Source organism: Brevundimonas denitrificans (assembly GCF_030160755.1).
Classification (GTDB): Bacteria; Pseudomonadota; Alphaproteobacteria; order Caulobacterales; family Caulobacteraceae; genus Brevundimonas; species Brevundimonas denitrificans.
The window spans coordinates 1-24,602 of the sequence record NZ_BSOY01000047.1; the positions used below are offsets into that span (position 1 = coordinate 1).

Genomic DNA, 24,602 nt, shown 5'->3' on the forward strand with positions numbered 1-24,602 from the left:
CGGCGGCGCCCAGGCCGCCATGGGGGCCCAGCTGGCCGCCCGCCCGGTCGCCGCGCCCGCCCCGCCGGACCCGCAGACCTTCGAACAGGTCGTCGCCCTGATCGGCGAGAAGCGCGAGGTCGGCCTGCAGATGGACGTGCAGCGCTACGTCCGCCCCGTCGCCTTCAAGCCCGGCGCCATCACCTATGAGAGCCTCGACGGCGCGCCCATGGATCTGGCGCGCAAACTGGCCTCGCGGCTCAAGGACTGGACTGGCCGCACCTGGCTGATCGCCGCCAACGGCCAGGGCGGCGGCGAGACCATGATCGAGATCGACCGCCGCAAACGCTCGGAAGAGCGCGCGGGCGTCGAGGCCGACCCCTTCATCATGGCGGTCATGGAGGCCTTCCCCGGCGCGAAGATCGGCGAGATCAAGACGCTGGCGCCGGCGGTGGAGCTGCCGGCGATCCCGGACGAGGCGGCCGACGAGGACTGAAGCCGGGCGGCCGGCGCAGGTCCGCGCCGCCCCTGACCGCCATCCTCCGCGCCGCCTGCAGACCACGCGGGAAAAAACCGGGGAACGTCACGGTCTGCTCGGCGGTTGTGCGGTTGGACGCATCGGCCTGTACGCCGGAGCCGCGCGCATCTGGGGGATCTGGCCATACTGTTGAAAGAGGGGACCACCTGCTGGCGGGTCGGAACGGCGCCGCGCGCCGCGCTCCTGCTTGATATGGCGGACTATGTCCTGGCGGCCCGGGACGCCATGTCCGGGGCCAGGCGATCGATCCACCTGCTGAATTGGGCGTTTGATCCCGACACCCTGTTCGAACCCCAACCGGGCTGCACCGGTCCCGACTCCGACCGGTTCGGCGCCTTCCTCAAGGAGCTCGCCTGCGCCCGGCCGGAACTCGACGTGCGCGTGCTGTGCTGGAAGTCGCCCCTGCCCATCGCTGCGACCCAGGACTTCTTTCCGTTCAAGGCCCGCAAATGCTTCGCCGGCTCGCCGGTGAAATTCGTGCTGGACGGCGCGCTGCCGACGGGCGCTGCGCACCACCAGAAGGCCATCGTCATCGACGACGTCGTGGCCTTCTGCGGCGGCGCCGACATCGGGCCCGACCGCTGGGACACGCCCGATCACCTCGACGACCATCCCTGTCGCCGGAAAACGCCCCGCGACACCAAATGCTTCGACTCGCGCCACGAGGTGATGACGGTGGTTGACGGGGAGCCCGCCCGCGCCCTGGGCCAGTTGTTCCGCGACCGCTGGCTGCGCGCCACCCGCGAGGCGCTGCCCGAACCCGAGGCGGAATCCCTGCCGGCTCCGCCCTGGCCGTCCTTCGTCAAGCCGGATTTTCGACGGGCGACGGTGGGTCTGTCCCGCAGCGTGGCGACCTGGAAGAAGGTGGCGCAGGTGCGCGAAAGCGAGGCCCTCTACCTCGCGTCATTCGCGGCGGCGAAGCGCTGCATCTATCTGGAGAACCAGTATTTCACCTCGCCGATCATGGCCGAGGCGCTGGCGGCGCGCCTCGGCGAGCCGCGCGGGCCGGAGGTCGTCCTCGTGTCGACCCAGCACTCGCCCAGCTATTTCGACCAGATGACCATGGACCGGACCCGGTCCGTGTTCCTCAAGCGCTTGAAGGATGCGGACAAATACGGACGCTTCCACGCCTACAGTCCGACCACCAGCCTGGGCAAGACGATCATTGTTCACGCCAAGATGGCCATCATCGACGACGTTCTGTTGCGCGTCGGCTCCAGCAATCTGAACAACCGGTCGTTCGGCTTCGACACCGAGTGCGACCTGTCGATCGAAGCGTCGCGCGGCGCCGGAGGGGCTCCGGAGCGCGCCCGCATCACTGACCTTCGCACCCGCATCATCGCCCACTGGTTTGGATGTGACGACACGGTGGTCGCGGCCGCGATCGCCAGGACCGGCAAGGTCGGCAAGGCCATCGAGGCGCTGCGGCTGGCGGGCTATTGCCGTCTGCGACCGTTGGAGCCGACGCCGATCGGTCCCATGGCCACCTTTATCGCGACCTTCCACATCGGGGACCCGATAACGGCGCGGGACGCATGGCTCCCCTGGACGCGCCGGGCGCGCCTGAAGGAAGCCCTTGCCGCCGCCGCCCGCAGGGTGCAGCGGGCGGGCCTGCCGACCCCGCCGCGCCGCCTCAGCAAGAAGTCGATCTAGAGGCGCCGCCGCCCCCTCACCACCCCTACAGAATCTGCGCCGCCTCCTCGAACGCCAGCCTCGGCGAGCGGGGGAACAGGTTCTCATCCGAGCCGTAGCCCAGGTTGACGATGAAGTTCGGCTCGACCGTCGTGCCGGCGAAGAACTCGGCCTTCACCCCGTCGGCGTCGAAGCCGGACATAGGGCCGACATCGAGACCCAGCGCCCGCGCCGCCAGCAGGAAATAGCCGCCCTGCAGCGAGGCGTTGCGGAAGGCCGTTTCGCGGGCGGCGGCCGGATCGGCGAACCAGTCCTTCGCGCCCGGCGCATGCGGGAACAGCACCGGCAGGGTGTCGGCGAAGGCCAGGTCCTGGCCGATGATCACATTGACCGGCGCCTGCAGGGTCTTGGCGCGGTTGCCCTCCGACATCAGCGGCGAAAGCCGGGCCTTCGCCTCGGGCGAGGTCAGGAAGACAAAGCGGGCCGGGGTGGCGTTGACCGCCGTCGGGCCGAATTTGGTCAGGTCGTAGAGCTTGCGCAGCAGGTCGTCCGATACGGGCCGGTCGGTCCAGGCGTTGCGCGTGCGGGCGCCGGTGAACAGCTGGTCCAGCGCCGTGTCCGACAGGGGCAGGTCGCGGGCGGGAGCGGAATCGAAGGCCATGGACGGATCCTCATTAGCAACAGTGATGGATGCTAAATGGCGCGCCCCGGTTTTGGTTCAAGATAAATGGAAACAATTTCTGTTACTATTTTTCAGGCCTGTTCCAGGTCGGGGCCAGCGCCTATCTTGGCGGCATGAAAGATCTCAACGCCCTCATGCAACAGGCCCAGGCGATGCAGCAGAAGCTGCAGGACGCCCAGGCGAAAATGGCCGAAACCACCGCTTCCGGCACCTCCGGCGGCGGGCTCGTCACCGTGGCCCTGAAGGGCGCCGGCGAGATCACCGGCGTGACCATCGACGACAGTCTGCTGGTCTCCGGCGAGGGCGAGATCCTCGCCGACCTGATCGTCGCCGCCCATGCCGACGCCAAGCGCAAGCTGGACGAGGCCAATGGCGCCCTGATGCGCGAAGCCGCCGGCCCGATGGCCGGAATGAACATCCCCGGCATGCCGAAGCTGTTCTGAGCGGCGCACCCGCATGGCTGCCTCCGCCGGACCCGAAATCGAACGGCTGATCAGCCTCCTCGCCAAGCTGCCCGGCCTCGGTCCCCGATCGGCCCGTCGCGCGGCCCTCGCCCTGCTGAAGAAGCGCGAACAGTTGCTGGTCCCGCTCGCCGCTTCGCTCGCTGAAACAGCCGCAAAGGTGACCTCGTGCAGCGTCTGCGGCGCGCCCGACACCCGCGATCCCTGCTCGATCTGTTCCAACAGCGCCCGCGACAACACCCTGATCTGCGTGGTCGAGGAGGCCGGCGCCCTGTGGGCCATGGAGCGGTCCGGCGCCTTCCGCGGCAAATACCATGTCCTCGGCGGCCTGCTCTCCGCCCTCGACGGCGTCGGCCCTGATGCGCTGCGGGTCGCCGAACTGGTCGGTCGCGTGCGCGGCGGCGAGGCCAAGGAGGTGGTCCTGGCGCTGCCCGCCACCGTCGACGGCCAGACCACCGCCCACTATATCGCCGAGCGTCTGGCGGGGACCGGCGTCGAGATCACCTCCCTGGCCCGCGGCGTGCCGGTCGGGGGCGAGCTCGACTGGCTGGACGACGGCACCATCATCCAGGCCATGCGCCAGAGACGCCCGACCTGAGCCGTCCGACCCGAGCCTGCGTCCGATTCTGTCGTGCGCAGGGCGCAGGATGGGGAGATGACGCACGCGGCCCCGCACTATCGGCACTATCCGGACGGAGTGGACGGAGTGGACGGAGTGGACGGAGCGGACGCTTCGGACGGTGTTTTTCAGTTCGCGGCCTCCGGCGACTCCCGATAAGGAACGGAGCATGAACGCCACCCTCGTCGCCTTTTTCGCCGCTTCCGCGGTCGCCGTCATCGCCCTCGCCTGGGCCCTGATGGAGCGCCGCCGCGCCTCCGCCGCCGACACCCGGGCGTGGGAGCTGCGCGAGCGCTACGCCGAGACCGAGGCCCGGATGCGGCTGTTCGAGGACCAGGCGGCGACCTCTACCGAACTGCTCCGGGCCCAGGCGAGGGAGTCGGCCTCGACCGTCGCCGAGGAACTGCTCAAGCGGACCGACGAGACCTTCCGCAATCGCGAACTGATGGCCCGGGAGCGGATGGAGGCCCAGCTCAAGCCCGTCGCCGACACCCTCGCCAAATTCCAGGAACATGTCGCGGCGCTGGAGAAGACCCGCAACGAGGAGACCGGCGGGCTCAAGGAGCAGCTGGCCCTGCTGATGACCGCCTCCACCGCCACCCGCGACGAGGCCCGGCGCCTGACCGAGGCCCTGCGCGGCAACACCGGCCGGCGCGGCCGCTGGGGCGAACAGACCTGCCGCAATGTGCTCGAGGCCGCCGGCATGGCGGGCCGCTTCGACTTCGAGGAACAGTCGTCCAGCGCCGACGACGCCGGCCGCCAGCAGCGGCCCGACTTCGTCGTTCGCCTGCCGGGCGGCGGCATGTTCGTGATCGACGCCAAGGTCTCGCTGGCCTTCGGCGACGAAACGGACGGCGATGAGGAGGCCCAGGCCAGGGCCGCCTCCCTGCGGACCGCGACCAGTATGAAGACCCACGTCCGCCAACTCTCATCCAAAGCCTATCAGGACCAGTTCAAACCCAGCCCCGACTTCGTCGCCATGTTCGTCCCCGGCGACGCCTTCCTGGCCGCGGCGCTTGACCACGAGCCCGACCTGATGACCACGGCCATGGCCTCGCGCGTGGTCATCGTCACCCCCACCACCCTGTTCGCCCTGTGCAAGGCCGTCGCCTACGGCTGGCGCGCCGAGGAGCAGGCGAAGAACGCCGAGGACGTCGCGAAACTCGGCAAGGAACTCTACAAACGCCTCTCGGTCATGGGCGCCCATGCCGGCGCCGTCGGTCGGGCGCTCGAGACGGCCGTCGGTAAATACAACCAGTTCGTCGGTTCGCTCGAGAGCCAGGTCATGGTCTCCGCCCGCCGCTTCGAGGACCTGCAGGTCGACCATGAGGGCAAGGAACTGCCAGAACTGACGCCGATCGAACAGGCCCCGCGCAGCCTGAGCCGCCCCGAACTGACCGAAACCCCCGCGCTGCGCATCGCTGACGGCGGCTGAGGCGGGAGCAACGGCCCGGTTGACAAGGGTGCTTGACAGGGCGCGGCCGGCATATGTAAAACGTCCTTGTCATTCGAACGAGGATATCTCCGCCATGGCCAAGGGCCTGAAATCTGTCTTCCTCTGGTCCGCCGTCGGCCTGGCCGCGCTGATCGCCCTGGTGTTCGTCGCCGCCGCCGTGGTCGGATATTTCTCCGCCCAGGGCAGCCTGGACGAGGATCGCGCTATCGTCTGGATCATGGGCGCCTTCGTCGTCCTGATCATGGTCGGCTCGATGGCCGCGGGCGCCGCCTGGATGCGGTCCATCGACGAGGCCGCGCGCGAGGCTCACAAGGCCGCGTGGTACTGGGGCGGCTCGGGCGGCATGGCGGTGGGCGGCGTCCTGCTCTGCATGGCCACCCTGCCGCAGGCCGGCGCGATCCGGATCCCGTCCTGGCTCGACGGCCGCACCGACCCCGCCGCCTACGCCGCCACCGGCGCCTTCGGCATGATGCTGCTGATGCTGATCGGCTACACCGTGGTCTGGGCCTGGTGGTGGATCACCCGGATGCGGGAATGACCCGATGAACAACCGCCTCAAGGTGCTGCGCGCCGAACGCAACTGGAGCCAGGCCGACCTCGCCAATGCGCTCGGCGTCTCGCGCCAGACCGTCAATGCGCTGGAGACCGGTCGCTACGACCCCTCCCTGCCGCTCGCCTTCAAGATCGCCCACGTCTTCGGGCATCCGATCGAATCCATCTTCTCCGAGTAAGGACGCCGTCGTGACCGCCATTGAGACCCTCAAGACCGCCGGTCGGGCGCTTCTGGGCGCCGCCCTGGGCCTCGGCCTCGCCGCCGCCCTCGTGCTCGGGCCGACCCGGGCCTTCGCCCAGGCCGCTGCGCCGGCCCCGGCCGCCGCGGCCCGTGTCGTGCCCCAGGCCCAGGGCGCAGGCCCCGCCCTCTGGGTCGTCCGCGACGCCGACTCGACCCTCTATCTGTTCGGCACGGTCCATGTCCTGCGCCCGACGACCGCCTGGGGCTCGGCCCGCGTCGACGCCGCCTTCGACAGCGCCGACCAGGTCTGGTTCGAAATCTCCAACCCCGACGACCAGGCGGCCATCGTCCCCCTGATCCAGCAGCATGGGCTGTCGCCCGACCGCCAGCTGTCGCACCTGATTACGACCGGCCAGTTGAACCTGCTGGACAGCGCGGCCCGCTCGATCGGATCGAACGCGGTCCAGATGGACGTCTTCCGTCCCTGGCTCGCCGCCCTGACCCTGTCGGTCGCGCCCCTGACCCGGGCCGGTTACGACCCGCAGTCCGGGGTCGAGCTCACCCTCAAGGCCCGCGCCGACGCCGCCGGCAAGCCCGTCCACGGCTTCGAGACCATCGACAAACAGGTCCGCATCCTCGCCGGCATGCCCGAGTCCGAGCAGCTGGCCTTCCTCGGCTCGACCCTGGAGTCGTACGAGGACGCTACGGTCGAGCTGGACCGGATGGTCGAGGCCTGGGCCGCGGGCGACGTCGCCGCGCTGGAGGCGGTCGCGGTGGAGGAGATGCAGTCGGAGAGCCCCGGCCTCTATCGGGCCCTGCTGGTCCAGCGGAACACCGACTGGGCCGACCAGATCCAGACCCTGATGGAGGGGTCGGGCACGATCTTCATCGCCGTCGGCGCGGCCCATCTCGCGGGCGACGACAGCGTCCAGGAAATCCTCGAGGATCGCGGCGTCACGGTGACCGCGGCGCCATGAGCGGGAGCCGCTGTCTGCGGCGCGGATGGGGGCTGGCGATCGCCGGCTGGCTGATCGCCGGCCCGATCGCCGTTCCGGCCTCCGCCTCCAGCCCGCACCCGCAGGCGTCCACGGTTGATCCGGCCCTCTGGGTGATGCGGGACGCCGACTCGACCGTCTACCTGTTCGGAACCGTGCATATGCTGCGCGCGGCGACGGTCTGGGAGACCCCGAGGGTCATGGCGGCCCTCGACGCCTCGACAGACATCTGGTTCGAAGTCGACGCCGCGGCCGGGGCGGCGGATCTGCCCCGGCTGGTCGCTGCGCACGGCCTGTCTTCCGGCCGGCCGCTGTCGCGCCTGCTGTCGCCGGAGGACCGGCGTGCGCTCTCTGCCGCAGCGAGCCGGGCCGGGCTGACGGAGGAGCAACTCGACGGCTTTCGGCCCTGGCTGGCCAGCCTGATCGTCGGCAATGCCCCGATGCTGGAGGCTGGCTACGATCCGGCGTTTGGCGTCGAGACCCGGCTGCGCGAACGCGCTGCGGCGGCCGGGAAGCCGGTCAGGGGTCTGGAGACGATGGAGGACCAGTTCCTCTATCTCGCGGACTTGCCGGAGGAGACCCAGATCGACCTGCTCCGCTACTCGATCCGAAGCCCGGAGACGGTGCTGGCCGAGATGGACGCGTCGGTCATCGCCTGGACCTCGGGCGACATGGCCGGCGTGGAGCGCGCTGTCACCCTGTCCATGCGCCGGGGCAGCGAACCCCTCTACCAGGCGATGCTGGTGCGCCGGTCGCTGCTGCTGGCTGATCATCTGCAGACGGTGCTGGACGGCTCCGGCGTTGCCTTCGTCGCCCTCGGCGCGGGCTATCTCGCCGGCGAGGACAGCGTTCCGTCCGTTCTCGCGGACCGGGGCGTTGCGGTCACCCGGGAGTAGGCCAGAGCGAAATCGGTTGGGTTGGACGCCGTCCGACCGGGCTCAGATTTCGATCCGGGTCAAAGGCCTGGAGCGGGCGGCGGGAATCGAACCCGCACGAAAAGCTTGGGAAGCTTTCAGGCTACCACTACATCACGCCCGCGGAGCCGGACGCAGCCTTAGGCGGATCGGCGCGCCGCATCAAGGCGGGACGGACGTCTCGCCGGCTCAGTCGGCCCGATAAACCACCACGCCGTCCACCACGGTCAGGGTGGCGTGACCCTTGGGAATGTCGGCGGCCGGCGCCGTCATCAGGTCCACGGAGAAGGCGGTGAAGTCGGCCCGCTTGCCGACCTCGATCGTGCCCAGCTCGGTTTCACGGAAGCTGGCGTAGGCCGGCCAGAGGGTGAACATCTTCAGGGCGGTGGCGCGATCGACGGCCTCGCCGGGCCGCCAGTCGGGGCCCTGAAAGCCTTCCAGATCGGCGCGGGCGATAGCGGCGTAGAATTCGATCAGGGGCGCGCCCCGCTCGACCGGGGCGTCCGACCCTCCGACCACCACGACGCCGAGGTCGACCAGACTATGCCAGGCGTAGGCGCCGTCCAGCCGCGCGTCGCCGAGGCGGGCGGGCGCGAAATGCAGGTCGCCGATGGCGTGGCTGGGCTGCATCGAGGCGATGATCGGCAGCTCCCTGAACCAGTGATAGTCGGACGGGCGCAGGATCTGCGCGTGCTCGATCCGCCAGCGCACGTCGGCGCCGTTCGGGCGGTCGGCGGGGGCGACGCCCGCGAGGGCCTGCTGATACCACTCGGCCACCGAGGCGTTGCCGCGGTCGCCGATGGCGTGGGTGGCGATCTGGATGCCGCCGCGCAGGGCGGCCTGGTACAGGGGCACGATCTCCTGTTCCGTAATCTGCATCAGGCCGGTGGTGTCGGGCCGGTCGGCATAGGGCTCGAACAGGGCCGCGCCCCGCGAACCCAGGGCCCCGTCGGCGTAGTATTTGATCGCCCGGGTGATGATCCGGCCGTCGGCGACGCTGCGCGGCCCGCCCGCGATCAGCGCGGTCGCGCCGTCGGGCGTGACGCTGTTGTAGATGCGCAGCGGCGCCTCGCCGGCCTCGGCCATGGCCTCCAGCAGCGGGATATCCTTCCACGGCGCGCTCATGAAGTGGACGCCCGTCCAGCCATAGGCGGCCTCGACCCGGAAGCCGGCGCGATAGGCGGCGCGCAGGGCTTCGGGATCGGCCTGGGGCATGAGACCGGCGACCAGCTGTTCGGCGGCGTCGACCAGCAGGCCGGTCGGGCGGCCGTCCGGCCCTTTGAGGATCTCGCCGCCCGCGGGGGCGGCCGTGGAGGCGTCGATGCCGGCCGCCGCAAGGGCGGCGGAGGAGGCGACCACGGCGTGGCCGTCGGCGCGGCCCAGCAACACCACCCGGCCGGGCGCGGCGGCGTCGAGGTCGGCGGCCGTCAGGAAGCGGGACTCGGGCCAGCGGGTTTCAATCCAGCCCCGGCCGACGATCGGGCCTTCCGGATGGGCCTCGGCCCAGGCGGCGAGGCGGGCCATGGCCTCGGCGACCGAGGCCGAGCCCTCGAGATTGAGGGTCAGCTCGCGCCATCCAATGCCGTCGAGGTGGGCATGGCCGTCGGTGAAGCCGGGGAACATGGTCGCGCCGAGAAGGTCGAGCGTCTCGGCGTATTCGACCTCGGGCGCGCCCGACGCTGGGCCGACGTAGGCGATCCGCCCGTCCTGGACCAGGACCACCTCGGCCGTCGGCTGCGCCGCCACGCCGGTGTAGATCGTGCCGCCGCGGATCAACAGTTCCTGGGCCTGGGCGCTCCAGGCGGCGGAGCCGAGCAGCAGGGTGAGGGCGAAGGTGCGGATCATCAGAGGCTCCTGTCGGCGGTCACAATGAGGGGTGAAGCCGATACTCGCCAAGGTCAAGCCCGGGAGTCCGGACCGCCTGAGGCTCCCGGACACTCGCTCCGGGCCGCAAAAAACACCGTCCGAAGCGTCCACTGCGTCCACTGCGTCCGCACCCGGATCATCCTCCTCGGGCTTAGCACCGGCCTGCGTCAAATTCGGTCGGAGCGAGCGGGTCGCGGCCAGGCTCATGGTCGCCAACCCGAGACGTCTGCTTCAGGATGCGGGACGAGAAGGAGACGACCCGATGAAGCTCTTCACCATCGGCTATGAGGGCGAGCCCCAGGCCGCCGTGATCGCGCGGCTGAAGGCGGCCGGGGTCGAGGTGGTCGCGGATGTGCGGGCGGTGGCCGCTTCGCGCCGGGCCGGCTTCTCCAAGACCATCCTGGGCTCCAGCCTGAAGGAGGCCGGGATCGACTATGTCCACCTGCGTCCGCTGGGCACGCCGAAGGCGGGGCGGGACGCGGCGCGCAAGGGGCGGATCGGCGAGATGCGGGACATCTTCGCCGGGCATATGGCCGAACCCGCGTCCGAGGCGGCGTTCCAGCTGCTGCGCGGTCTGGCGGCGGAGAAGAATACGGCGCTGCTCTGTTTCGAGGCCGACCACGCAGGTTGCCATCGGGCCGCCCTGGCCGAACGGCTGGCGGCCGAGGACGGGTTCGAGGTGGTGAACCTCTGACCCGCCCCCGTCGGCCCTAGGCCGCGGCCTTCTGTTTGCCGGCGAAGTTTCCGTAGAAGGTCTCACCCTTGGCGGCCATGTCGCGCAGCAACTGCGGCACCTTGAAGCGGTCGCCGTAGCGGGCGGCGTAGTCGTCGGCCTGGGCCACGAAGGCCTTGAGGCCCGTCTGGTCGATCAGGGTGATGGGGCCGCCCGTCCAGGGCGCGAAACCCCAGGCCAGGATGGCGCCGACATCGGCCTCGCGCGGGTCGTCGATTACGCCCTCTTCCCAGCAGCGCGCGACCTCGACCGCCTGGCGGTAGAGCAGGCGCTGCTTCTGGTCCTCGACCAGATCCGGCGTGGAGTCGTTGATCTTCACCGGGGCGAGGTCGGCCAGACCGGCCCAGATCTTCTTGGGCTTCTGGTCGTAGTCATAGAAGCCCATGCCGTTCTTGCGGCCGTAGCGGCCGAGTTCCTCGACCATCTTCTGGACGATGTGGGAGCCGGGCAGGGGCTGGTATTTGTCGCCCAGATCGGCGGCCGTCTGTTTGGCGATCTTGACCGACAGGTCGAGCGCCACGTCGTCGTGCATTTCCAGCGGCCCGCGCGGCATGCCGGTCATGCGGCCGATGTTGTCGATCAGGGCGGGAGCGTAGCCCTCTTCCAGCATGGCCATGCCCTCGGCGACATAGGTGCCGAAGCAGCGCGAGGTGTAGAAGCCGCGGCCGTCGTTGACGACGATCGGGGTCTTCTTGATCTTCATGACGTAGTCGAGCGATTTCGCGATCGCCGCCTCGCCGGTCTTCTCGCCGAGGATGATCTCGACCAGCATCATCTTGTCGACGGGCGAGAAGAAGTGGATGCCGATGAAGTCCTCGGGACGGACCGAAGCCTCGGCCAGGCCGGTGATCGGCAGGGTCGAGGTGTTGGAGCCGAACACGGCGCCCGGGGCCAGATGGGCCTCGGCGCGTTTGGTCACGTCGGCCTTGATCTCGCGGTTCTCGAACACCGCCTCGATGACCAGGTCCGAGCCCTTGATCAGATCGTAGTCGGTGGTGGCGGTGACCGAACCCAGCAGGGCGTCAAACTTCTCCTGGGTGATCTGGCCGCGCGACAGGCGCTTCTTCAGCAGGTCGGCGACGTGGGCCTTGCCCTTGTCGGCGTCCTCCTGGGTGCGGTCGATCAGGATGGTCTCGATGCCGGCGAGGGCCTGCACATAGGCGATGCCCGCGCCCATCATGCCGGCGCCGATGACGGTGACCTTCTTCGGATCGGACTTCGGCACGCCCGCGGGACGGACGGCGCCCTTGTCGAGCTCCTGCTTGGACAGGAACAGCGAGCGGATCATGGCCTGGGCCTGGGGCGTCATCAGAGTCTTGATGAAGTAGCGGGTCTCGATGCGCAGGGCCGCGTCCATCGGCACCTGAATGCCTTCGTAGACGGCCTTCATCAGATTCAGGACGGCCGGATAGTTGCCGTAGGACTGCTTGCGCAGCATGGCGTTGCCGACGAGGAAATTCTGGATGCCGGCCGGGTGGTAGGGGCCGCCGCCGGGCTGTTTGAAGCCCTTGTCGTCCCACGGCTGGACGGCCTTGCCGCCGCCCTTGATCCAGGCCTTGGCGGCGTCGACTTCCGAGCCCTTGGCCACGACCTCGTGCACCACGCCCGCGCCTTTGGCGTCGTTCGGGCGCCAGGACGAGCCGGCGCTCATCGCCGTCATCGCCGCCTGCACGCCGATCAGGCGCGTCAGTCGCTGGGTGCCGCCGCCGCCGGGGAAGAGGCCGACCTTGATCTCGGGCAGGCCGAGCTGGATCTTCGAGTCATCGGCCACGACGCGGTAGTGGCAGGCGAGGGTGAGCTCGAGCCCGCCGCCGAGGGCGAGGCCGTTGATCGCGGCGGCGACCGGCTTGCCGCAGGTCTCGAGCGCGCGCAGGGCCCCGTTCAGCTTCCAGCCCGCATCATAGGCGTCCTGCAGCGAACCGCCGGCCAGCATGCCGCCGGCCATGTCGCCCAGGTCGGCGCCGGCGCAGAAGCCGCTCGCCTTGCCCGAGGTCAGCACGGCCCCCTTGATGGCGTCGTCGGTCTTCACCCGTTCGACCCACTGCGGGATCTCGGCCATCACGCCCGAGGTCAGGGTGTTCATCGACCGTCCGGGGACGTCGAAGGTGATCAGGGCGATGCCGTCGGCGTCGACGTCGATCTTGAAGTTTTCCATGGTCAAAATCCTCAGACGCGTTCGATGACGGTGGCGGTGCCCATGCCGCCGCCGATGCACAGGGTGATCAGGGCGGTCGACTTGTTCGACCGCTCCAGCTCGTCCAGGGCGATGCCGGTGATCATGGCGCCGGTGGCGCCCAGCGGGTGGCCCATGGAGATGCCGCCGCCGTTCACGTTCATCTTCGAGTGGTCGATGTCGAGCGCCTGCATATAGCGCAGCACCACGGCGGCGAAGGCCTCGTTCAGCTCCCAGACGTCGATGTCGGCGGTGGTCATGCCCAGTTTGGCCAGCAGCTTCTTCGTCACGAACTCGGGACCGGTCAGCATGATCGAGGGTTCGGAGCCGATCGAGGCGGCGCCGACGATGCGCGCGCGCGGCTTGAGGCCGAGGGCCTGGCCGGCCTCCAGGGTGCCGATCAGGACACCGGCCGAGCCATCGACGATGCCCGAGGAGTTGCCCGGGGTGTGGACGTGATTGACCCGCTCGACCTCGGGGTAGCGCTGGTTGATGACGCTGTCGAAGGCCATCTCGCCCATCATGGCGAAGGAGGGGTTCAGGGCGCCGAGGGTCTGCATGTCTGTGTTGGGGCGGATGGTCTCGTCGCGGTCCAGCTGGACGAGGCCGAGCTGGTTGCGGACCGGGATGACCGATTTCGAGAAACGGCCGTCGGCCCAGGCGGCCGCGGCGCGCTTGTGGCTCTCCATGGAGTAGGCGTCGACGTCGTCGCGGCTGAAGCCGTACTTCGTGGCGATCATGTCGGCCGAGACGCCCTGGGGCACGAAATAGGTCGGGAAGGCGCTGGACGGGTCGACCGGCCAGGCGCCGCCGTCGGAGCCCATCGGCACCCGGCTCATGGCCTCGATGCCGCCGCCGACGGCGAAGTCGGCCTCGCCGGCCTTCACCTTGGCCGCCGCCATGTTCACGGCCTCGAGGCCCGAGGCGCAGAAGCGGTTGACCTGGACGCCGGCGGTGGTCTGGGCCCAGCCGGCCGAGAGGACCGCGGTGCGGGCGATGTCCGCGCCGAGCTCGCCCACCGGGGTGACGCAGCCGAGGATGACGTCGTCGACCTTCGAGGTGTCGAGATCGTTGCGATCCCGCAGGGCTTCCAGCACCTGGGTCGCCAGGCTCAGGCCCGTGATCTCGTGCAGGGATCCGTCCTTCTTGCCCTTGCCGCGCGGAGTGCGGACCGCGTCATAGATATAGGCTTCGGCCATGGGTGTGCGTCTCACATTTGAGCGCCCTGACGCTCGCCACGCGGTGGCTCGCTGCTTGAGGGCGAGTGCGGAATCGAAACTTGCGGGCCACAAACCCTACGTTTACGTCAACGTCAAGTATTTCATCTTCTCACGCGTCGGTGTGTCGACCATCGGACGCCGGAAAGCCGCGAATTGCGAGAACGACTCTCAGCTGGCCTGGCCACGGGAACGCGCGCCTTGTCCGCGACTTAACTCCGCCGGACACGTCCGGGTGTCTTGAGGAGACGACCATGGCCCAGAGCTATGAAGAGATGGACGCGATCGCCCTGCTGAAGGCCGACCACCGCAAGGTGGAGGAGATCTTCGCGGCGTTCGAGAAGGCGACGACCAAGGCGAAGAAGCGCGCCCTGGCCGAACAGGCCTGTCTCGAACTGAAGGTGCACACGGTCCTTGAAGAGGAGATCTTCTATCCGGCCTGCCGTGGCCAGATCGAGGGCGACCTGCTGGATGAAGGCTATGTCGAGCACGACACGGCCAAGCTTCTGATCAACGAGATCGAGGCCGCCAGCCCGGATGACGAATTCTACGACGCCAAGGTCAAGGTGCTGTCGGAAGTGATCGAGCACCACGTCGAGGAAGAGGAAAAGCGGTCCGAGGGCATGTTCAGCCAGGCCCGCGCCGCCGGTCTCGACATGGACGCCCTGGCCGACGCCATGCGCGCCCGCAAGGTCACCGCCATGGAGGAGTTCCAGGCCGGCAAGCTGGCCGAGACCCTGACGCTTGAGGGCGACGACACCGAAAAGGCGCTGATGGACACGCCGATGGGCGCCGACGCGCGCTGACCGGAATCAGGGAACGGCGCCGGCGCCGGTGCGCTATGATCGCGCATCTGACGTAAGAGGCTCCATGCGCTGTTCCCTGTTCCTCGCCCTGGCTTTGACGACCGGCCTGGCGGCGCCCGCCTGCGCCGGTCCGATCGCGGTGCGTCAGGATGAGCCGATGCGGGTCGCCGCCCCGCCGCAGGATGTGCCCGCCCGGCTGCTGGCGGCGCACAATGTGGAACGGCGCCGGGTCGGCAGCCCGCCGTTGCGCTGGGACGACGCCCTGGCCGTGGAAGCCGGCGTCTGGGCGCGCGAGCTGGTGGATACCGGTCGATGGGAACATGACCCGGCCCAGCATGGCCATGGCGAGAATCTGTGGACCGGCTGGGGCAGTCGCATCTGGACGCCCGAGGAGATGGTCGCGGACTGGGCGGCCGAGAAGCGCGACTATGTGCGCGGCGTGTTTCCGGATGTCAGCCGGACAGGTCAGTGGACCGCTGTCGGCCACTACACCCAACTGGTGTGGCGCGGGACGACCCACGTGGGCTGCGCCATCGCCTCGCGCGGCAACCGGTCGGTCCTGGCCTGCCGCTATTCGCCGCCGGGCAATGTCGACGGCGGACGAGCCTACTAGCCGACGTAGCCGGCCTGCATCAGTTCGGCGATGTGGACGATGGCGACGGGCCGGTCGGCCTCGACCACCAGCAGGGTGGCGATCCTGTTCTGGGTCATCAGGTCCACGGCGTCGCTCATACGGGCGTCCGGCGCGATGATCTTGGGGCCCGGGCTCATGACGTCGGCGGCGGTCAGGCCGTTGAGATCGCGTGAGAAGGCCCGGCGCACGTCGCCGTCGGTGACGATCCCGGCCAGGGTCCCGTCTTCGTGGAGCACCGCCGTCGCGCCCTTGCGGCCCTCGGTGATGGCGGAGACCACCTCGGCGAAGCTCGCGGTCAGGGGCACGGTCGCCGGCGCGGGCGGTCGGTCGCCCATCCAGTCGCGCACGCTCTGCAGGCTCATGCCCAGCTTGCCGCCCGGATGGTGCAGGCCGAAGGCTTCGGCGGTGAAGCCGCGCCGGTCCATCAGGACCATGGCCAGGGCGTCGCCGAGCGCGAGCGTCATCAGGGTCGAGGTCGTCGGGGCCAGGCCGTTGGGGCAGGCCTCGGCCACCTGCGGCATGGTCAGGCAGACCGCGGACGAGCGGCCGAGGAAGCTGCCGGGTCTCTGGGTCAGACCGATGACCGGAATGCCCTCGCGTTGGCAGTAGAGCAGCGGATCGCGGAGCTCCCGACTTTCGCCCGAGTTGGAGATGGCCAGCAGGGTGACGTCCTTGCGCAGCATGCCGAGGTCGCCGTGGCTCATCTCGGCAGGGTGGACGAAGAAGGCGTTGGTCCCGGTCGAGGCCAGGGTGGCGGCGATCTTCCCGCCGATATGGCCCGACTTGCCCATGCCTGTGACCACGACATAGCCGGGTCGTGACAGGATGATCTCGCAGGCGCGGCCGATGCTGTCGTCGAGGCCGGATTCCAGCGCCTGAAGCGCGGCGATGTTCAGCCGGATCACCTCCCGCGCACGAGCGGTCATGGCGGCGGGATCGGCGGAAAGGGCAGGGGCGGCGGCGTCGGTCATGCTGCGGAATTGGCCCATCCGACGCGGTTTCACAATCCGTCTGAAAACCGCGACCGATTGCTGCGATGCGAGAAAAATGGGCCGGAGGGTCAACCTTTGCCGCACCGATGCGTTGGAACAGCCATGCGGACCTCAAACCTGAACACCGACGGCGCGTCCGCGCCGGCCGAGTCGCTCTCGTATCTGCCGCCGCCGCCCGTCCTTCTGGAGCGGCCCGCCCTCTTCCTTGACATGGACGGCGTGCTGGCGCCGCTGGCGGCCACGCCGGACGCGGTCGTGCCGGATGCCCGCCGGACGGTGGTGCTGCGTCGGCTGGTGGAACGGCTCGACGGGCGGGTGGCGATCATCAGCGGCCGCACCATCGCCGAGATCGACCGGATCGCGGAGCGCGCCTCCGCCTCCGCCTCGGGCGTGCATGGGCTGGAGCGCAGGCGGGCGGATGGATCGCTGGACCATGCCGCCGCAGCGCCTGCGGTGCGCGCGGCCGTCGCCGCCTTCGAGCGCTTCGCCCGCGACCGCCCCGGCATGATCGTTGAGGACAAGGCGGTGTCGGCCGGCCTGCACTATCGCGGCGCGCCGACCGAGGCGGCGGCCGTCGAGGCCCTGGCCCACAGTCTCGCCGCCGAGACCGGACTGGCGCTGCAGGCCGGCCATCTGGTGGTCGAGTTGAAGACGCCCGGAACGGACAAGGGCACGGCGCTCAACGCCTTCATGGAAGAGCCGCCCTTCGCGGGAGCCATGCCTGTCATGCTGGGCGATGACCTGACCGATGAGGACGGGTTCCGGGCCGCCGCCGATCTGGGCGGTTTCGGCGTGCTGATCGGACCGCCGCGCCGGACCGCCGCGACCTTCGGCCTGCCCGATGTGGAGGCCGTCCTGACCTGGCTGGACGCCGTCGAGGCGCGCGCATGACCCCGAACCTTGACCTCGCCCCGATCGGCAACTGTTCGATCAGCGCCCTGATCGACCGCGACGGGCGCTACGTCTGGGCCTGCGCGCCGCGCGTGGACGGCGACCCGGTCTTCTCCGCCCTGATGGACGGGTCCAACCCTGACCACGGCTTCTGGCACATCGAACTGGAAGGGCAGGCGACGGTCGAACAGGCCTATATCCGCAATACGCCGGTGCTCCGTACGGTGCTGACGGCGCAAGATGGAGCGTCGGTCGAGATCATCGACTTCGCCCCGCGCCATCCGAAACACAGCCGCACCTACCGACCGCTGGCGTTCGGCCGGATCGTCCGGCCGCTCGGTGGATCGCCGCGCATCCGGATTCGCCTGCGACCATCCGCCGACTGGGGCGCTCGCCGCGCGAAGACCACCAACGGCTCCAACCACATCCGCTATCTGTGCACGGATGTGACCTTCCGGCTGACGACCGACTGCCCGGTTTCCCACATTCTGAACGAGCGGACCTTCCGGCTGGAACGGCCGCAAGCCTTCTTCTTCGGGCCCGACGAGGGCTACGACCAGGACGTCGGACCCGGCGTGTCGGCGGTGCTCGATCGCACCGTGGCCTATTGGCAGGACTGGGTCCGCACCCTCTACCTGCCGCTCGACTACCAGGAGGCGGTGATCCGTGCGGCGATCACGCTCAAGCTCTGCGCCTATGAGGAGACGGGGGCCATCGTCGCGGCCATGACCACCTCCGTGCCCGAGTTTCCCGAGAGCGGCCGCAACTGGGACTACCGCTACTGCTGGATCCGCGACGCCTACTATGTGGTGCGGGCGTTGAACCGGCTCGGCGCCGTGGACCTGCTGGAAAACTACCTGGGCTATCTGCGCAATCTGGTCGACGCCTCGGCGGGCGGTCACGTCCAGCCCGTCTATGGCGTGGGGCTGGAAGAGGACATCGACGAGCGGATCACCGAGACCGTCGAGGGCTATCGCGGCATGAAGCCGGTGCGGATCGGCAATCAGGCGCGCGAGCATCTTCAGCACGACGTCTACGGACAGATCGTCCTGCCGCTGGTCCAGACCTTCTATGACCAGCGCCTGCTGCGCCCGGGTACGATCGATGACTTCCATGCGCTGGAGAAGGTCGGCGACCGCGCCTTCGCCATGCATGACCAGGTCGATGCGGGTTTGTGGGAGTTCCGCACCATCGCCCGGGTCCACACCTATTCCTCGGTGATGTGCTGGGCCGCCTGCGACCGGCTGGCCAAGGCGGCGGATCACATGGGACTGGCCGAACGGGCCGTGTTCTGGAACGACCGGGCGGCGATCATCCGTGAACGGATTGAACGGGAGGCCTTCCTGCCCGACGAGGGCCGGTTCGCCGCCAGCTTCGGCAATCGCGAGCTGGACGCCTCCCTGCTGCAACTGACCGATCTCGGCTTCCTCGACCCTCGTGATCCGCGACAGGTCGCGACGTTCGACGCCATCGAGCGCGATCTGAAGAAGGGGCCCTATCTGTTTCGCTATATCGAGGCGGACGATTTCGGCGAACCGGAGACGGCGTTCAACTTCTGCACCTTCTGGTTCATCGAGGCCCTGCACCAGAACGGCCGCGACGCCGAGGCCCGCGAAATCTTCGAGGAAATGCTGAGCCGCCGGACCCACGCCGGGCTGCTGTCGGAGGATCTGTCGCTGGGCGACAAGGAACTGTGGGGCAACTATCCGCAGACCTACTCCCTCGTCGGCATCATCAACTGCGCCGTCCTGCTCAGCCGTTCCTGGACGGACGCGCGATGAGCCGCCTGATCGTCGTCTCCAACCGCGTGTCCGCGCCCAGGGACCCCGCCGCCGGCTCGACCGGCGGCCTGGCCATGGCGCTGTCGGCTGCGCTGCGGAAATACGACGGCCTGTGGTTCGGATGGTCAGGCGAGACGGTCGAGCATTTCACCGGCGAGCTGAAGATGGAGGACCGGGCCGGCGTCACCGTCGCGCTCGTCGATCTGGAGGCCCAGGACGTCGACGAATATTACAACGGCTACGCCAACAAGACGCTGTGGCCGCTGTTCCATCACCGCGTCGACCTGACCGCCTATGAGCGGTCCTACGGCGAGGGATATGAGCGAACCAACGCCCGGTTCGCCGAGGTGCTCGCGCCCCTGATCCAGCCGGAAGACGTCATCTGGATCCACGACTATCACATGATCCCGCTCGCCCGGGATTTGCGACGACTGGGCGTGAAGAACCGTATCGGCTTTTTCCTGCACACCCCCTGGCCGGTGCGGCAGCTGCTGGTGACCTTGCCGCATCACCGCCGGCTGGTGGAGGCGATGTTCGACTACGACCTGATCGGCTTCCAGACCCGCGAATGGCTGGACCTGTTCCGCGACTATGTGGCGTCCGAGCCCAGCGTGCACGGCAAGCTGCTGCCCCACGACGCACTCGAGGCCTTCGGCAAGACGGTCCAGACCGGCGTATTTCCCATCGGCATCGACGTCGAGGGCTTCATCGCCGCGCGCAATTCCCAGCTCGGCAACCGCACCTATGACCGGATGGCGGCCTCGGCGGCGTTCCGGTCGCTGATCGTCGGCGTCGATCGGCTCGACTACTCCAAGGGGCTTGAGGAGAGGCTGCTGGGCTATGAGCAGTTCCTCGAAACCCATCCGGACATGCGCTCCGAGGTCCTGCTGCTGCAGGTCACGCCCATTTCCCGCGACGACGTCGATGCCTATCAGGACATCCGGGGTCGGCTGGATTCCCTGGCCGGTCGGATCAACGGCGAATACGCCGAGATGGACTGGCAACCGATCCGCTACCTCAACCGCACCTACCGTCGCGACCAGTTGGCCGGCATCTACCGGGCCGCGCGCGTGGGTCTGGTCACGCCGCTGCGGGACGGCATGAATCTGGTGGCCAAGGAATTTGTCGCCGCCCAGAACCCCGACGATCCGGGGGTGCTGGTGCTCTCGCGGTTCGCCGGCGCGGCTGAACAGATGGGCGAGGCCCTGCTGGTCAACCCGTTCAGCCGCGAGGAGCTGTCCGACGCCATCCAGCGCGCCCTGACCATGCCGCTGGGGGAACGGAAGCGGAAATGGGAGTGCCTGATGCAGGTGGTGCGCGATACGGACGTGGGAATCTGGCGCGACGACTTCGTCTCGACCCTTCGCGCCGTCGAACGCCCCGCGAACGGCGGCGGCGGGTCCGCCGCCGCCGCCTCCGGTCAGGCCGCCTGAACGATCCCGCCCGGTTCGCCGTCCCTGGCTGTCGCCATGGCGTTCGCCGGCCGGTCCATGATCCGCGCCAGATAGGCGTCCAGCAGGGGACTGTCCGGCGAATATTCGCGACCCCAGGCCATGGCGCTGCCGACCATGACGTCGACTGCCGTGAACCGTTCGCCCATCAGATAAGGGCCCCGTTCCAGCGCGCTGAACAGCCGGGCGATGACGGCGTCATAGCGGGCCCGGGCCGCGGGATCGCCGTCGGTCTGGCCGCTGATCCTGCTCCAGTAGGCCGGCTCCATCTCGCCTGCCGTCCAGGCCAGCCAGGTGACATAGGCGGCGCGTTCGGATGATCCGACCGGGGCCCCCAGTCCGGCCTGCGGGAACAGGTCCGTGAGATACAGGGCAATCGCCGCCGACTCGGTCACCAAGGCGTCGTTGTGCGCCAGGGCGGGGACCTTGCCGTCGGGATGCAGATTGGCCGGGTCGCGGCCGCCCGTGCCGGTCAGGGACCGGAAGATGTCGACGTAGCGAATGTCATAGTCGACGCCGAGTTCCTCCAGCAGCCAGAGGATGCGGCTCGAACGCGATTGTGGGGCGTGAAACAGGGTCAGCATGATGAAGCTCCTTCCGGGTGGCGCTGTCGCTCGGCGCGCGGCGCGGCGCTTCGCTGCTTGCGCGCGTCGGCGACCCCTCGCCGCCGACCCGTCTTGACTACTGCCACCCTGCTGCCAGCATGCTGTCAGCAGCAGTCATCCAGAGTGGGCGAATGAGACGGGCCGACCGGCTGTTCCAGATCATCCAGGTGCTGCGCCGGTCCTCGAAACCGGTGACGGCCGACGCCATGGCGGCCGAACTGGAGACGTCGAAGCGCTCCATCTATCGCGACATCGCCACCCTGATGGCCCAGCGGGTGCCGATCCGGGGCGAGGCGGGCATTGGCTATGTTCTGGACGGCGGTTTCGACATGCCGCCGCTGATGCTGACGTCGGATGAGGTCGAGGCGGCCGTGCTGGGCGCGCAATGGGTGGCGGGTCGCGGCGATCCGGCCCTGGCGCGCGCCGCCCGCGATCTGATCGCCAAGATCGCCGCCACCGTGCCGGACCGGCTCAGACCGGTGGTGCTGGAGCCCGCCGTCGCCACCCCGCCCGCCTGGCGGCATGAGGTCGAGACCCTCGACATGTCCCGCGTCCGGGCGTGGATTCATGCCGGTCGCAAGCTGCGCCTCCACTATGCGGACGAACAGGGCCGGGAGACGTTGCGCGTCATCTGGCCCTGTCTGGTGGGATATCGCGAGACGACGCGGCTGCTGGTCGGCTGGTGCGAGACACGCGCCGACTTCCGCACCTTCCGCGCCGACCGCGTGGTCGATGCCGAATTTCTCGACGATCGCTATCCGGGACGTCCCGCCGTGCTGCGCGCCCGTTGGTTCGCGATGATGGAGGCCCGGCGCGCGGAGTACGAGGCGAGGACTCAGTAGATCTCGAACAGCCCTGCCGCGCCCATGCCGCCGCCGATGCACATCGTGACGACGCCGTATTTCGCGCCGCGCCGCTTGCCCTCGATCAGGACGTGGCCGGTCATGCGGGCGCCCGACATGCCGTAGGGGTGGCCGATGGAGATGGCGCCGCCGGAGACATTGAGCCGCTCATCGGGGATGCCCAGCCGGTCGCGGCAGTACAGCACCTGCACGGCAAAGGCCTCGTTCAGCTCCCAGATGCCGATGTCGTCGATCGTCAGGCCGTGACGCTCCAGTAGCCGCGGCACGGCGAACACCGGGCCGATGCCCATTTCGTCCGGGTCACAACCGGCCACGGCCATGCCGCGATACGCCCCCAGCGGCTGCAGGCCGCGGCGTTCGGCTTCCTTGGCCTCCATGAGGACGCAGGCCGAGGCCCCGTCGGACAATTGGGAGGCGTTGCCGGCGGTGATGAACCGGCCCTCGGCGATCGATTCGCCGCCGCCGAACACCGGCTTCAGCGACGACAGACCCTCCAGCGTCGTATCCGCGCGGTTGCCCTCATCCTTCGACAGGGTGATCTCCTTCGCCGAGGCTTGGCCGGTGGCCTTGTCCATCACCTGCATGGTGGTGGTCATGGCCACGATCTCGGCGTCCAGCCGGCCTTCGGCCTGGGCGGCGGCGGTGCGCTGTTGCGACCGAAGAGCGTATTCGTCCTGGGCGTCGCGGCTGATCCCGTAGCGGGCGGCGACGACCTCAGCGGTTTCCAGCATCGACATATAGATGTGCGGCTGCAGCTTCAGCAGGTCGGGGTCGCGCAGCCGGAACAGGTTCATGTTCTGGTTCTGCACCAGCGAGACCGACTCCAGCCCGCCGCCGACGGCGACCACCTGGCCGTCGTGGGTCACCTGTTTCGCCGCGGTGGCGATGGCCATCAGGCCGGAGGCGCACTGGCGGTCCAGGCTCATGCCCGCCGTCGTCACCGGCAGGCCGGCGGCCAGCGCTGACTGCCGCGCCACATTGGTCCCCGTCGAGCCCTGCTGCAGGGCCGCGCCCATGACCACGTCCTCGATCTCGGCCGGATCGACGCCCGAGCGGGCGACGGCATGCCGGATGGCGTGACCGCCCAGCTGCTGCGCCTGGGTGTCGTTGAAGGCGCCGCGATAGGCCCGGCCGATGGGCGTGCGGGCGGTGGAGACGATGACGGCTTCGCGGGACATCCCGGGGACTCCTGTTGCTGGGCGGGCTCGAGACGCTGTCGCGTGTCGCTCGAGCCGGGGGTGGTTCCGACCCTAGGCGCTTGCCGTCGGGTCAAGGCAAGTGTCAGCCCGCGGCGTGTTGCGCCTTGGTCAGTTCGATCATGCCCTGGGCCGCGCCCATTTCGGGCACGATCTCGCCGGTGCGGTCTGAGATCTCGGCGAACCGGGCGGCGACCTGTTCCGGCGCGTCCTCGCCGACGGCGCGGATTCCCTGGGTCAGGGTCACATAGGCGCGTTCGAAGCCGCCGGCGCCGGCTGTCAGGATACAGCGGCTGGGGGCGTCCTCGCTGACCAGGTGCAGCAGGCCGGGCGAGACCGTGTCCGGGCCCAGCAGGTCCAGCGGCAGGCGGGCGCCGAGGTCCTCGGTCATGCGGGTATGGGCCGTCGGGGCCAGGCAGTTGACGCGGATGTCGTTCTTCGCGCCCTCGATCGACAGTGTCTGCATCAGGCCCACAAGGGCCATCTTGGCGGCCCCGTAGTTCGATTGACCGAAATTGCCGTACAGGCCCGAGGAGGAGGTGGTCATGACGATGCGGCCGTAGTTCCGCTCGCGCATGATGTCCCACACCGCCTTGGTGCAGTGGACGGCGCCCATCAGGTGGACGTCCATCACGAAGCGGAAATCGTCCAGCTCCATCTTGGCGAAGGTCTTGTCGCGCAGGACGCCGGCATTGTTGACCAGGATGTCGACCCGGCCCCATTTCGCCATGGCCGCGGCGACCATGGCCTCGACGGCGGCGTAGTCGGTGACCGAGGCGGCGTTGGCCATGGCCTCGCCCCCCGCGGCCACGATTTCCGCGACGACGGATTCCGCGGCGGTCGCAGAGGCGCCAGAACCATCCCGGGCGCCGCCGAGGTCGTTGACGACCACTTTTGCGCCGCGTTTGGCCAGCGCCAGGGCGTGTTCCCGCCCCAGGCCGCCGCCGGCCCCCGTCACGATCGCCACACGCCCGTCAAACCGTATCGTCATCCGACTGCTCCTCCTGTGCCAAGAGCTTCCTAGCAGCCGTTCCGCTTCGGGAAACCCCGCTCAATGTGTTGAAACGGCGCCACAGTCGCCACATTCGTATCCAAAATGAGGAACCCCGAAGGAACATTCCCGTTCGGCCTTACGAGCACCCCGTATAAACGGGGACTTCGGGCAACCACTGAATATGAGGGATATGATGAAGGTGAAACTTCTCGCCGGCGTTGCGATGGCGGGGCTGTTCGCAGCCGGCGTCGCCAACGCCGAGCCGAATGGCTGGTACGGCGCGATTGACGCTGGTTACCACACGCTCGGCACGATCGAGGCTGACGCTCAGCGCGGTCCGCAGTTCGATATCGAAACCCAGGACGACTGGGCGGCCTTCGCCCGTCTGGGC

The 24,602-nt window shown here is 68.9% G+C and carries 23 protein-coding genes, 1 tRNA gene and 2 pseudogenes; 17 read left to right on the forward strand and 9 right to left on the reverse strand.

What is annotated here, in order from left to right:
• Both QQJ79_RS10470 and QQJ79_RS10475 read left to right on the forward strand, forming a co-directional pair.
• Nucleotides 1-475 (forward strand): annotated as a pseudogene (locus QQJ79_RS10470) (DNA polymerase III subunit gamma/tau); the annotation flags it as partial.
• A gap of 171 nt (nt 476-646) precedes the next feature.
• On the forward strand, nt 647-2,170 hold the full coding sequence (locus tag QQJ79_RS10475; protein WP_284222877.1) for a phospholipase D-like domain-containing protein: 1,524 nt from the start codon (nt 647-649) through the stop codon (nt 2,168-2,170).
• A gap of 25 nt (nt 2,171-2,195) precedes the next feature.
• On the opposite strand, the gene QQJ79_RS10480 is transcribed toward QQJ79_RS10475, so the two are convergent.
• The gene (locus QQJ79_RS10480) at nt 2,196-2,810 is read right to left on the reverse strand and encodes a malonic semialdehyde reductase (protein WP_284222878.1); all 615 of its coding nucleotides are present in this window, start codon (nt 2,808-2,810) and stop codon (nt 2,196-2,198) included.
• A 134-nt stretch (nt 2,811-2,944) separates the two neighbouring features.
• On the opposite strand from QQJ79_RS10480, the gene QQJ79_RS10485 reads away from it, so the two are divergent.
• The 7 genes from QQJ79_RS10485 to QQJ79_RS10515 all read left to right on the forward strand — a co-directional run bounded on the left by QQJ79_RS10485 (nt 2,945) and on the right by QQJ79_RS10515 (nt 7,991).
• Nucleotides 2,945-3,274, forward strand: a complete 330-nt coding sequence (locus QQJ79_RS10485; RefSeq protein WP_284222879.1) for a YbaB/EbfC family nucleoid-associated protein — start codon at nt 2,945-2,947, stop codon at nt 3,272-3,274.
• A 13-nt stretch (nt 3,275-3,287) separates the two neighbouring features.
• Nucleotides 3,288-3,890 (forward strand): recombination mediator RecR, encoded by a 603-nt coding sequence (gene recR / locus QQJ79_RS10490; RefSeq protein WP_284222880.1) that lies wholly within the window; start codon nt 3,288-3,290, stop codon nt 3,888-3,890.
• A 190-nt stretch (nt 3,891-4,080) separates the two neighbouring features.
• Nucleotides 4,081-5,346, forward strand: a complete 1,266-nt coding sequence (locus QQJ79_RS10495) for a DNA recombination protein RmuC (RefSeq protein WP_284222881.1) — start codon at nt 4,081-4,083, stop codon at nt 5,344-5,346.
• A gap of 94 nt (nt 5,347-5,440) precedes the next feature.
• Nucleotides 5,441-5,905 carry a hypothetical protein gene (locus tag QQJ79_RS10500; RefSeq protein WP_284222882.1) on the forward strand — a complete coding sequence of 155 codons (465 nt, stop codon included), beginning with the start codon at nt 5,441-5,443 and terminating at the stop codon, nt 5,903-5,905.
• Between the two features lie 4 nt (nt 5,906-5,909).
• Nucleotides 5,910-6,098 (forward strand): helix-turn-helix transcriptional regulator, encoded by a 189-nt coding sequence (locus tag QQJ79_RS10505; protein ID WP_284222883.1) that lies wholly within the window; start codon nt 5,910-5,912, stop codon nt 6,096-6,098.
• A gap of 10 nt (nt 6,099-6,108) precedes the next feature.
• A complete protein-coding gene (locus tag QQJ79_RS10510) occupies nt 6,109-7,077 on the forward strand; it encodes a TraB/GumN family protein (RefSeq protein ID WP_284222884.1) in 969 nt (322 codons plus the stop codon).
• The gene (locus QQJ79_RS10515) at nt 7,074-7,991 is read left to right on the forward strand and encodes a TraB/GumN family protein (RefSeq protein ID WP_284222885.1); all 918 of its coding nucleotides are present in this window, start codon (nt 7,074-7,076) and stop codon (nt 7,989-7,991) included. The genes QQJ79_RS10510 and QQJ79_RS10515 overlap by 4 nt, the downstream gene beginning before the upstream one ends.
• A 68-nt stretch (nt 7,992-8,059) precedes the next feature.
• Here QQJ79_RS10515 and QQJ79_RS10520 read toward each other — a convergent pair.
• Both QQJ79_RS10520 and QQJ79_RS10525 read right to left on the reverse strand, forming a co-directional pair.
• A tRNA-Gly gene (locus QQJ79_RS10520) sits at nt 8,060-8,133 on the reverse strand.
• 65 nt (nt 8,134-8,198) lie between these two features.
• Nucleotides 8,199-9,854 carry an amidohydrolase gene (locus QQJ79_RS10525; protein ID WP_284222886.1) on the reverse strand — a complete coding sequence of 552 codons (1,656 nt, stop codon included), beginning with the start codon at nt 9,852-9,854 and terminating at the stop codon, nt 8,199-8,201.
• 283 nt (nt 9,855-10,137) lie between these two features.
• On the opposite strand from QQJ79_RS10525, the gene QQJ79_RS10530 reads away from it, so the two are divergent.
• Nucleotides 10,138-10,569: a DUF488 domain-containing protein gene (locus tag QQJ79_RS10530; RefSeq protein WP_284222887.1), complete on the forward strand. Its 432-nt coding sequence runs from the start codon at nt 10,138-10,140 to the stop codon at nt 10,567-10,569.
• A gap of 16 nt (nt 10,570-10,585) precedes the next feature.
• Here QQJ79_RS10530 and QQJ79_RS10535 read toward each other — a convergent pair whose 3' ends face one another.
• Together QQJ79_RS10535 and QQJ79_RS10540 are read right to left on the reverse strand one after the other, a co-directional pair.
• Nucleotides 10,586-12,763, reverse strand: coding sequence for a 3-hydroxyacyl-CoA dehydrogenase NAD-binding domain-containing protein (locus QQJ79_RS10535; RefSeq protein ID WP_284222888.1), 2,178 nt, complete (start codon nt 12,761-12,763; stop codon nt 10,586-10,588).
• 11 nt (nt 12,764-12,774) lie between these two features.
• The gene (locus QQJ79_RS10540; RefSeq protein ID WP_284222889.1) at nt 12,775-13,980 is read right to left on the reverse strand and encodes an acetyl-CoA C-acetyltransferase; all 1,206 of its coding nucleotides are present in this window, start codon (nt 13,978-13,980) and stop codon (nt 12,775-12,777) included.
• Between the two features lie 272 nt (nt 13,981-14,252).
• On the opposite strand from QQJ79_RS10540, the gene QQJ79_RS10545 reads away from it, so the two are divergent.
• Nucleotides 14,253-14,804, forward strand: a complete 552-nt coding sequence (locus tag QQJ79_RS10545; protein ID WP_284222890.1) for a hemerythrin domain-containing protein — start codon at nt 14,253-14,255, stop codon at nt 14,802-14,804.
• Between the two features lie 64 nt (nt 14,805-14,868).
• Nucleotides 14,869-15,417, forward strand: a complete 549-nt coding sequence (locus QQJ79_RS10550; protein ID WP_284222891.1) for a CAP family protein — start codon at nt 14,869-14,871, stop codon at nt 15,415-15,417.
• On the opposite strand, the gene QQJ79_RS10555 is transcribed toward QQJ79_RS10550, so the two are convergent.
• Nucleotides 15,414-16,409, reverse strand: a complete 996-nt coding sequence (locus QQJ79_RS10555) for a KpsF/GutQ family sugar-phosphate isomerase (RefSeq protein ID WP_284222892.1) — start codon at nt 16,407-16,409, stop codon at nt 15,414-15,416. The two genes, QQJ79_RS10550 and QQJ79_RS10555, sit on opposite strands and share 4 nt — an antisense overlap.
• 123 nt (nt 16,410-16,532) lie before the next feature.
• Between QQJ79_RS10555 and otsB the strand changes: the two genes are divergently transcribed.
• Genes otsB through QQJ79_RS10570 form a run of 3 tightly spaced genes read left to right on the forward strand, consistent with a single transcriptional unit; the run spans nt 16,533 to nt 20,535 of the window.
• Entirely contained in the window at nt 16,533-17,321 is a 789-nt protein-coding gene (otsB, locus tag QQJ79_RS10560) for a trehalose-phosphatase (RefSeq protein ID WP_284222893.1), read from the forward strand.
• Nucleotides 17,318-19,102, forward strand: a complete 1,785-nt coding sequence (locus QQJ79_RS10565) for a glycoside hydrolase family 15 protein (protein WP_284222894.1) — start codon at nt 17,318-17,320, stop codon at nt 19,100-19,102. Before otsB ends, QQJ79_RS10565 begins: the two co-directional genes overlap by 4 nt.
• A complete protein-coding gene (locus QQJ79_RS10570; RefSeq protein ID WP_284222895.1) occupies nt 19,099-20,535 on the forward strand; it encodes an alpha,alpha-trehalose-phosphate synthase (UDP-forming) in 1,437 nt (478 codons plus the stop codon). The genes QQJ79_RS10565 and QQJ79_RS10570 overlap by 4 nt, the downstream gene beginning before the upstream one ends.
• On the opposite strand, the gene QQJ79_RS10575 is transcribed toward QQJ79_RS10570, so the two are convergent.
• Nucleotides 20,523-21,137 (reverse strand): glutathione S-transferase family protein, encoded by a 615-nt coding sequence (locus QQJ79_RS10575; protein ID WP_284222896.1) that lies wholly within the window; start codon nt 21,135-21,137, stop codon nt 20,523-20,525. The two genes, QQJ79_RS10570 and QQJ79_RS10575, sit on opposite strands and share 13 nt — an antisense overlap.
• Nucleotides 21,138-21,289: 152 nt before the next feature.
• Here QQJ79_RS10575 and QQJ79_RS10580 point away from each other — a divergent pair, with 152 nt between their 5' ends.
• A complete protein-coding gene (locus QQJ79_RS10580) occupies nt 21,290-22,000 on the forward strand; it encodes a helix-turn-helix transcriptional regulator (RefSeq protein ID WP_284222897.1) in 711 nt (236 codons plus the stop codon).
• Here the strand turns inward: QQJ79_RS10580 and QQJ79_RS10585 are convergent.
• Both QQJ79_RS10585 and QQJ79_RS10590 read right to left on the reverse strand, forming a co-directional pair.
• Nucleotides 21,994-23,199 (reverse strand): acetyl-CoA C-acyltransferase, encoded by a 1,206-nt coding sequence (locus tag QQJ79_RS10585; protein WP_284222898.1) that lies wholly within the window; start codon nt 23,197-23,199, stop codon nt 21,994-21,996. The genes QQJ79_RS10580 and QQJ79_RS10585 overlap by 7 nt on opposite strands.
• A 103-nt stretch (nt 23,200-23,302) precedes the next feature.
• A complete protein-coding gene (locus QQJ79_RS10590) occupies nt 23,303-24,208 on the reverse strand; it encodes an SDR family NAD(P)-dependent oxidoreductase (RefSeq protein ID WP_284222899.1) in 906 nt (301 codons plus the stop codon).
• 196 nt (nt 24,209-24,404) lie between these two features.
• On the opposite strand from QQJ79_RS10590, the pseudogene QQJ79_RS10595 reads away from it, so the two are divergent.
• Nucleotides 24,405-24,602 (forward strand): annotated as a pseudogene (locus QQJ79_RS10595) (cell envelope biogenesis protein OmpA); the annotation flags it as partial.

Excerpts from the sequence above, each read along its gene's own strand:
- QQJ79_RS10480 (WP_284222878.1), bottom strand. The coding sequence starts at position 2,810 with ATGGCCTTCGATTCCGCTCCCGCCCGCGACCTGCCCCTGTCGGACACG.
- QQJ79_RS10485 (WP_284222879.1), top strand. The coding sequence starts at position 2,945 with ATGAAAGATCTCAACGCCCTCATGCAACAGGCCCAGGCGATGCAGCAG.
- recR (WP_284222880.1), top strand. The coding sequence starts at position 3,288 with ATGGCTGCCTCCGCCGGACCCGAAATCGAACGGCTGATCAGCCTCCTC.
- QQJ79_RS10495 (WP_284222881.1), top strand. The coding sequence starts at position 4,081 with ATGAACGCCACCCTCGTCGCCTTTTTCGCCGCTTCCGCGGTCGCCGTC.
- QQJ79_RS10500 (WP_284222882.1), top strand. The coding sequence starts at position 5,441 with ATGGCCAAGGGCCTGAAATCTGTCTTCCTCTGGTCCGCCGTCGGCCTG.
- QQJ79_RS10505 (WP_284222883.1), top strand. The coding sequence starts at position 5,910 with ATGAACAACCGCCTCAAGGTGCTGCGCGCCGAACGCAACTGGAGCCAG.
- QQJ79_RS10515 (WP_284222885.1), top strand. The coding sequence starts at position 7,074 with ATGAGCGGGAGCCGCTGTCTGCGGCGCGGATGGGGGCTGGCGATCGCC.
- QQJ79_RS10525 (WP_284222886.1), bottom strand. The coding sequence starts at position 9,854 with ATGATCCGCACCTTCGCCCTCACCCTGCTGCTCGGCTCCGCCGCCTGG.
- QQJ79_RS10530 (WP_284222887.1), top strand. The coding sequence starts at position 10,138 with ATGAAGCTCTTCACCATCGGCTATGAGGGCGAGCCCCAGGCCGCCGTG.
- QQJ79_RS10535 (WP_284222888.1), bottom strand. The coding sequence starts at position 12,763 with ATGGAAAACTTCAAGATCGACGTCGACGCCGACGGCATCGCCCTGATC.
- QQJ79_RS10540 (WP_284222889.1), bottom strand. The coding sequence starts at position 13,980 with ATGGCCGAAGCCTATATCTATGACGCGGTCCGCACTCCGCGCGGCAAG.
- QQJ79_RS10545 (WP_284222890.1), top strand. The coding sequence starts at position 14,253 with ATGGCCCAGAGCTATGAAGAGATGGACGCGATCGCCCTGCTGAAGGCC.
- QQJ79_RS10550 (WP_284222891.1), top strand. The coding sequence starts at position 14,869 with ATGCGCTGTTCCCTGTTCCTCGCCCTGGCTTTGACGACCGGCCTGGCG.
- QQJ79_RS10555 (WP_284222892.1), bottom strand. The coding sequence starts at position 16,409 with ATGACCGACGCCGCCGCCCCTGCCCTTTCCGCCGATCCCGCCGCCATG.
- otsB (WP_284222893.1), top strand. The coding sequence starts at position 16,533 with ATGCGGACCTCAAACCTGAACACCGACGGCGCGTCCGCGCCGGCCGAG.
- QQJ79_RS10565 (WP_284222894.1), top strand. The coding sequence starts at position 17,318 with ATGACCCCGAACCTTGACCTCGCCCCGATCGGCAACTGTTCGATCAGC.
- QQJ79_RS10570 (WP_284222895.1), top strand. The coding sequence starts at position 19,099 with ATGAGCCGCCTGATCGTCGTCTCCAACCGCGTGTCCGCGCCCAGGGAC.
- QQJ79_RS10575 (WP_284222896.1), bottom strand. The coding sequence starts at position 21,137 with ATGCTGACCCTGTTTCACGCCCCACAATCGCGTTCGAGCCGCATCCTC.
- QQJ79_RS10580 (WP_284222897.1), top strand. The coding sequence starts at position 21,290 with ATGAGACGGGCCGACCGGCTGTTCCAGATCATCCAGGTGCTGCGCCGG.
- QQJ79_RS10585 (WP_284222898.1), bottom strand. The coding sequence starts at position 23,199 with ATGTCCCGCGAAGCCGTCATCGTCTCCACCGCCCGCACGCCCATCGGC.
- QQJ79_RS10590 (WP_284222899.1), bottom strand. The coding sequence starts at position 24,208 with ATGACGATACGGTTTGACGGGCGTGTGGCGATCGTGACGGGGGCCGGC.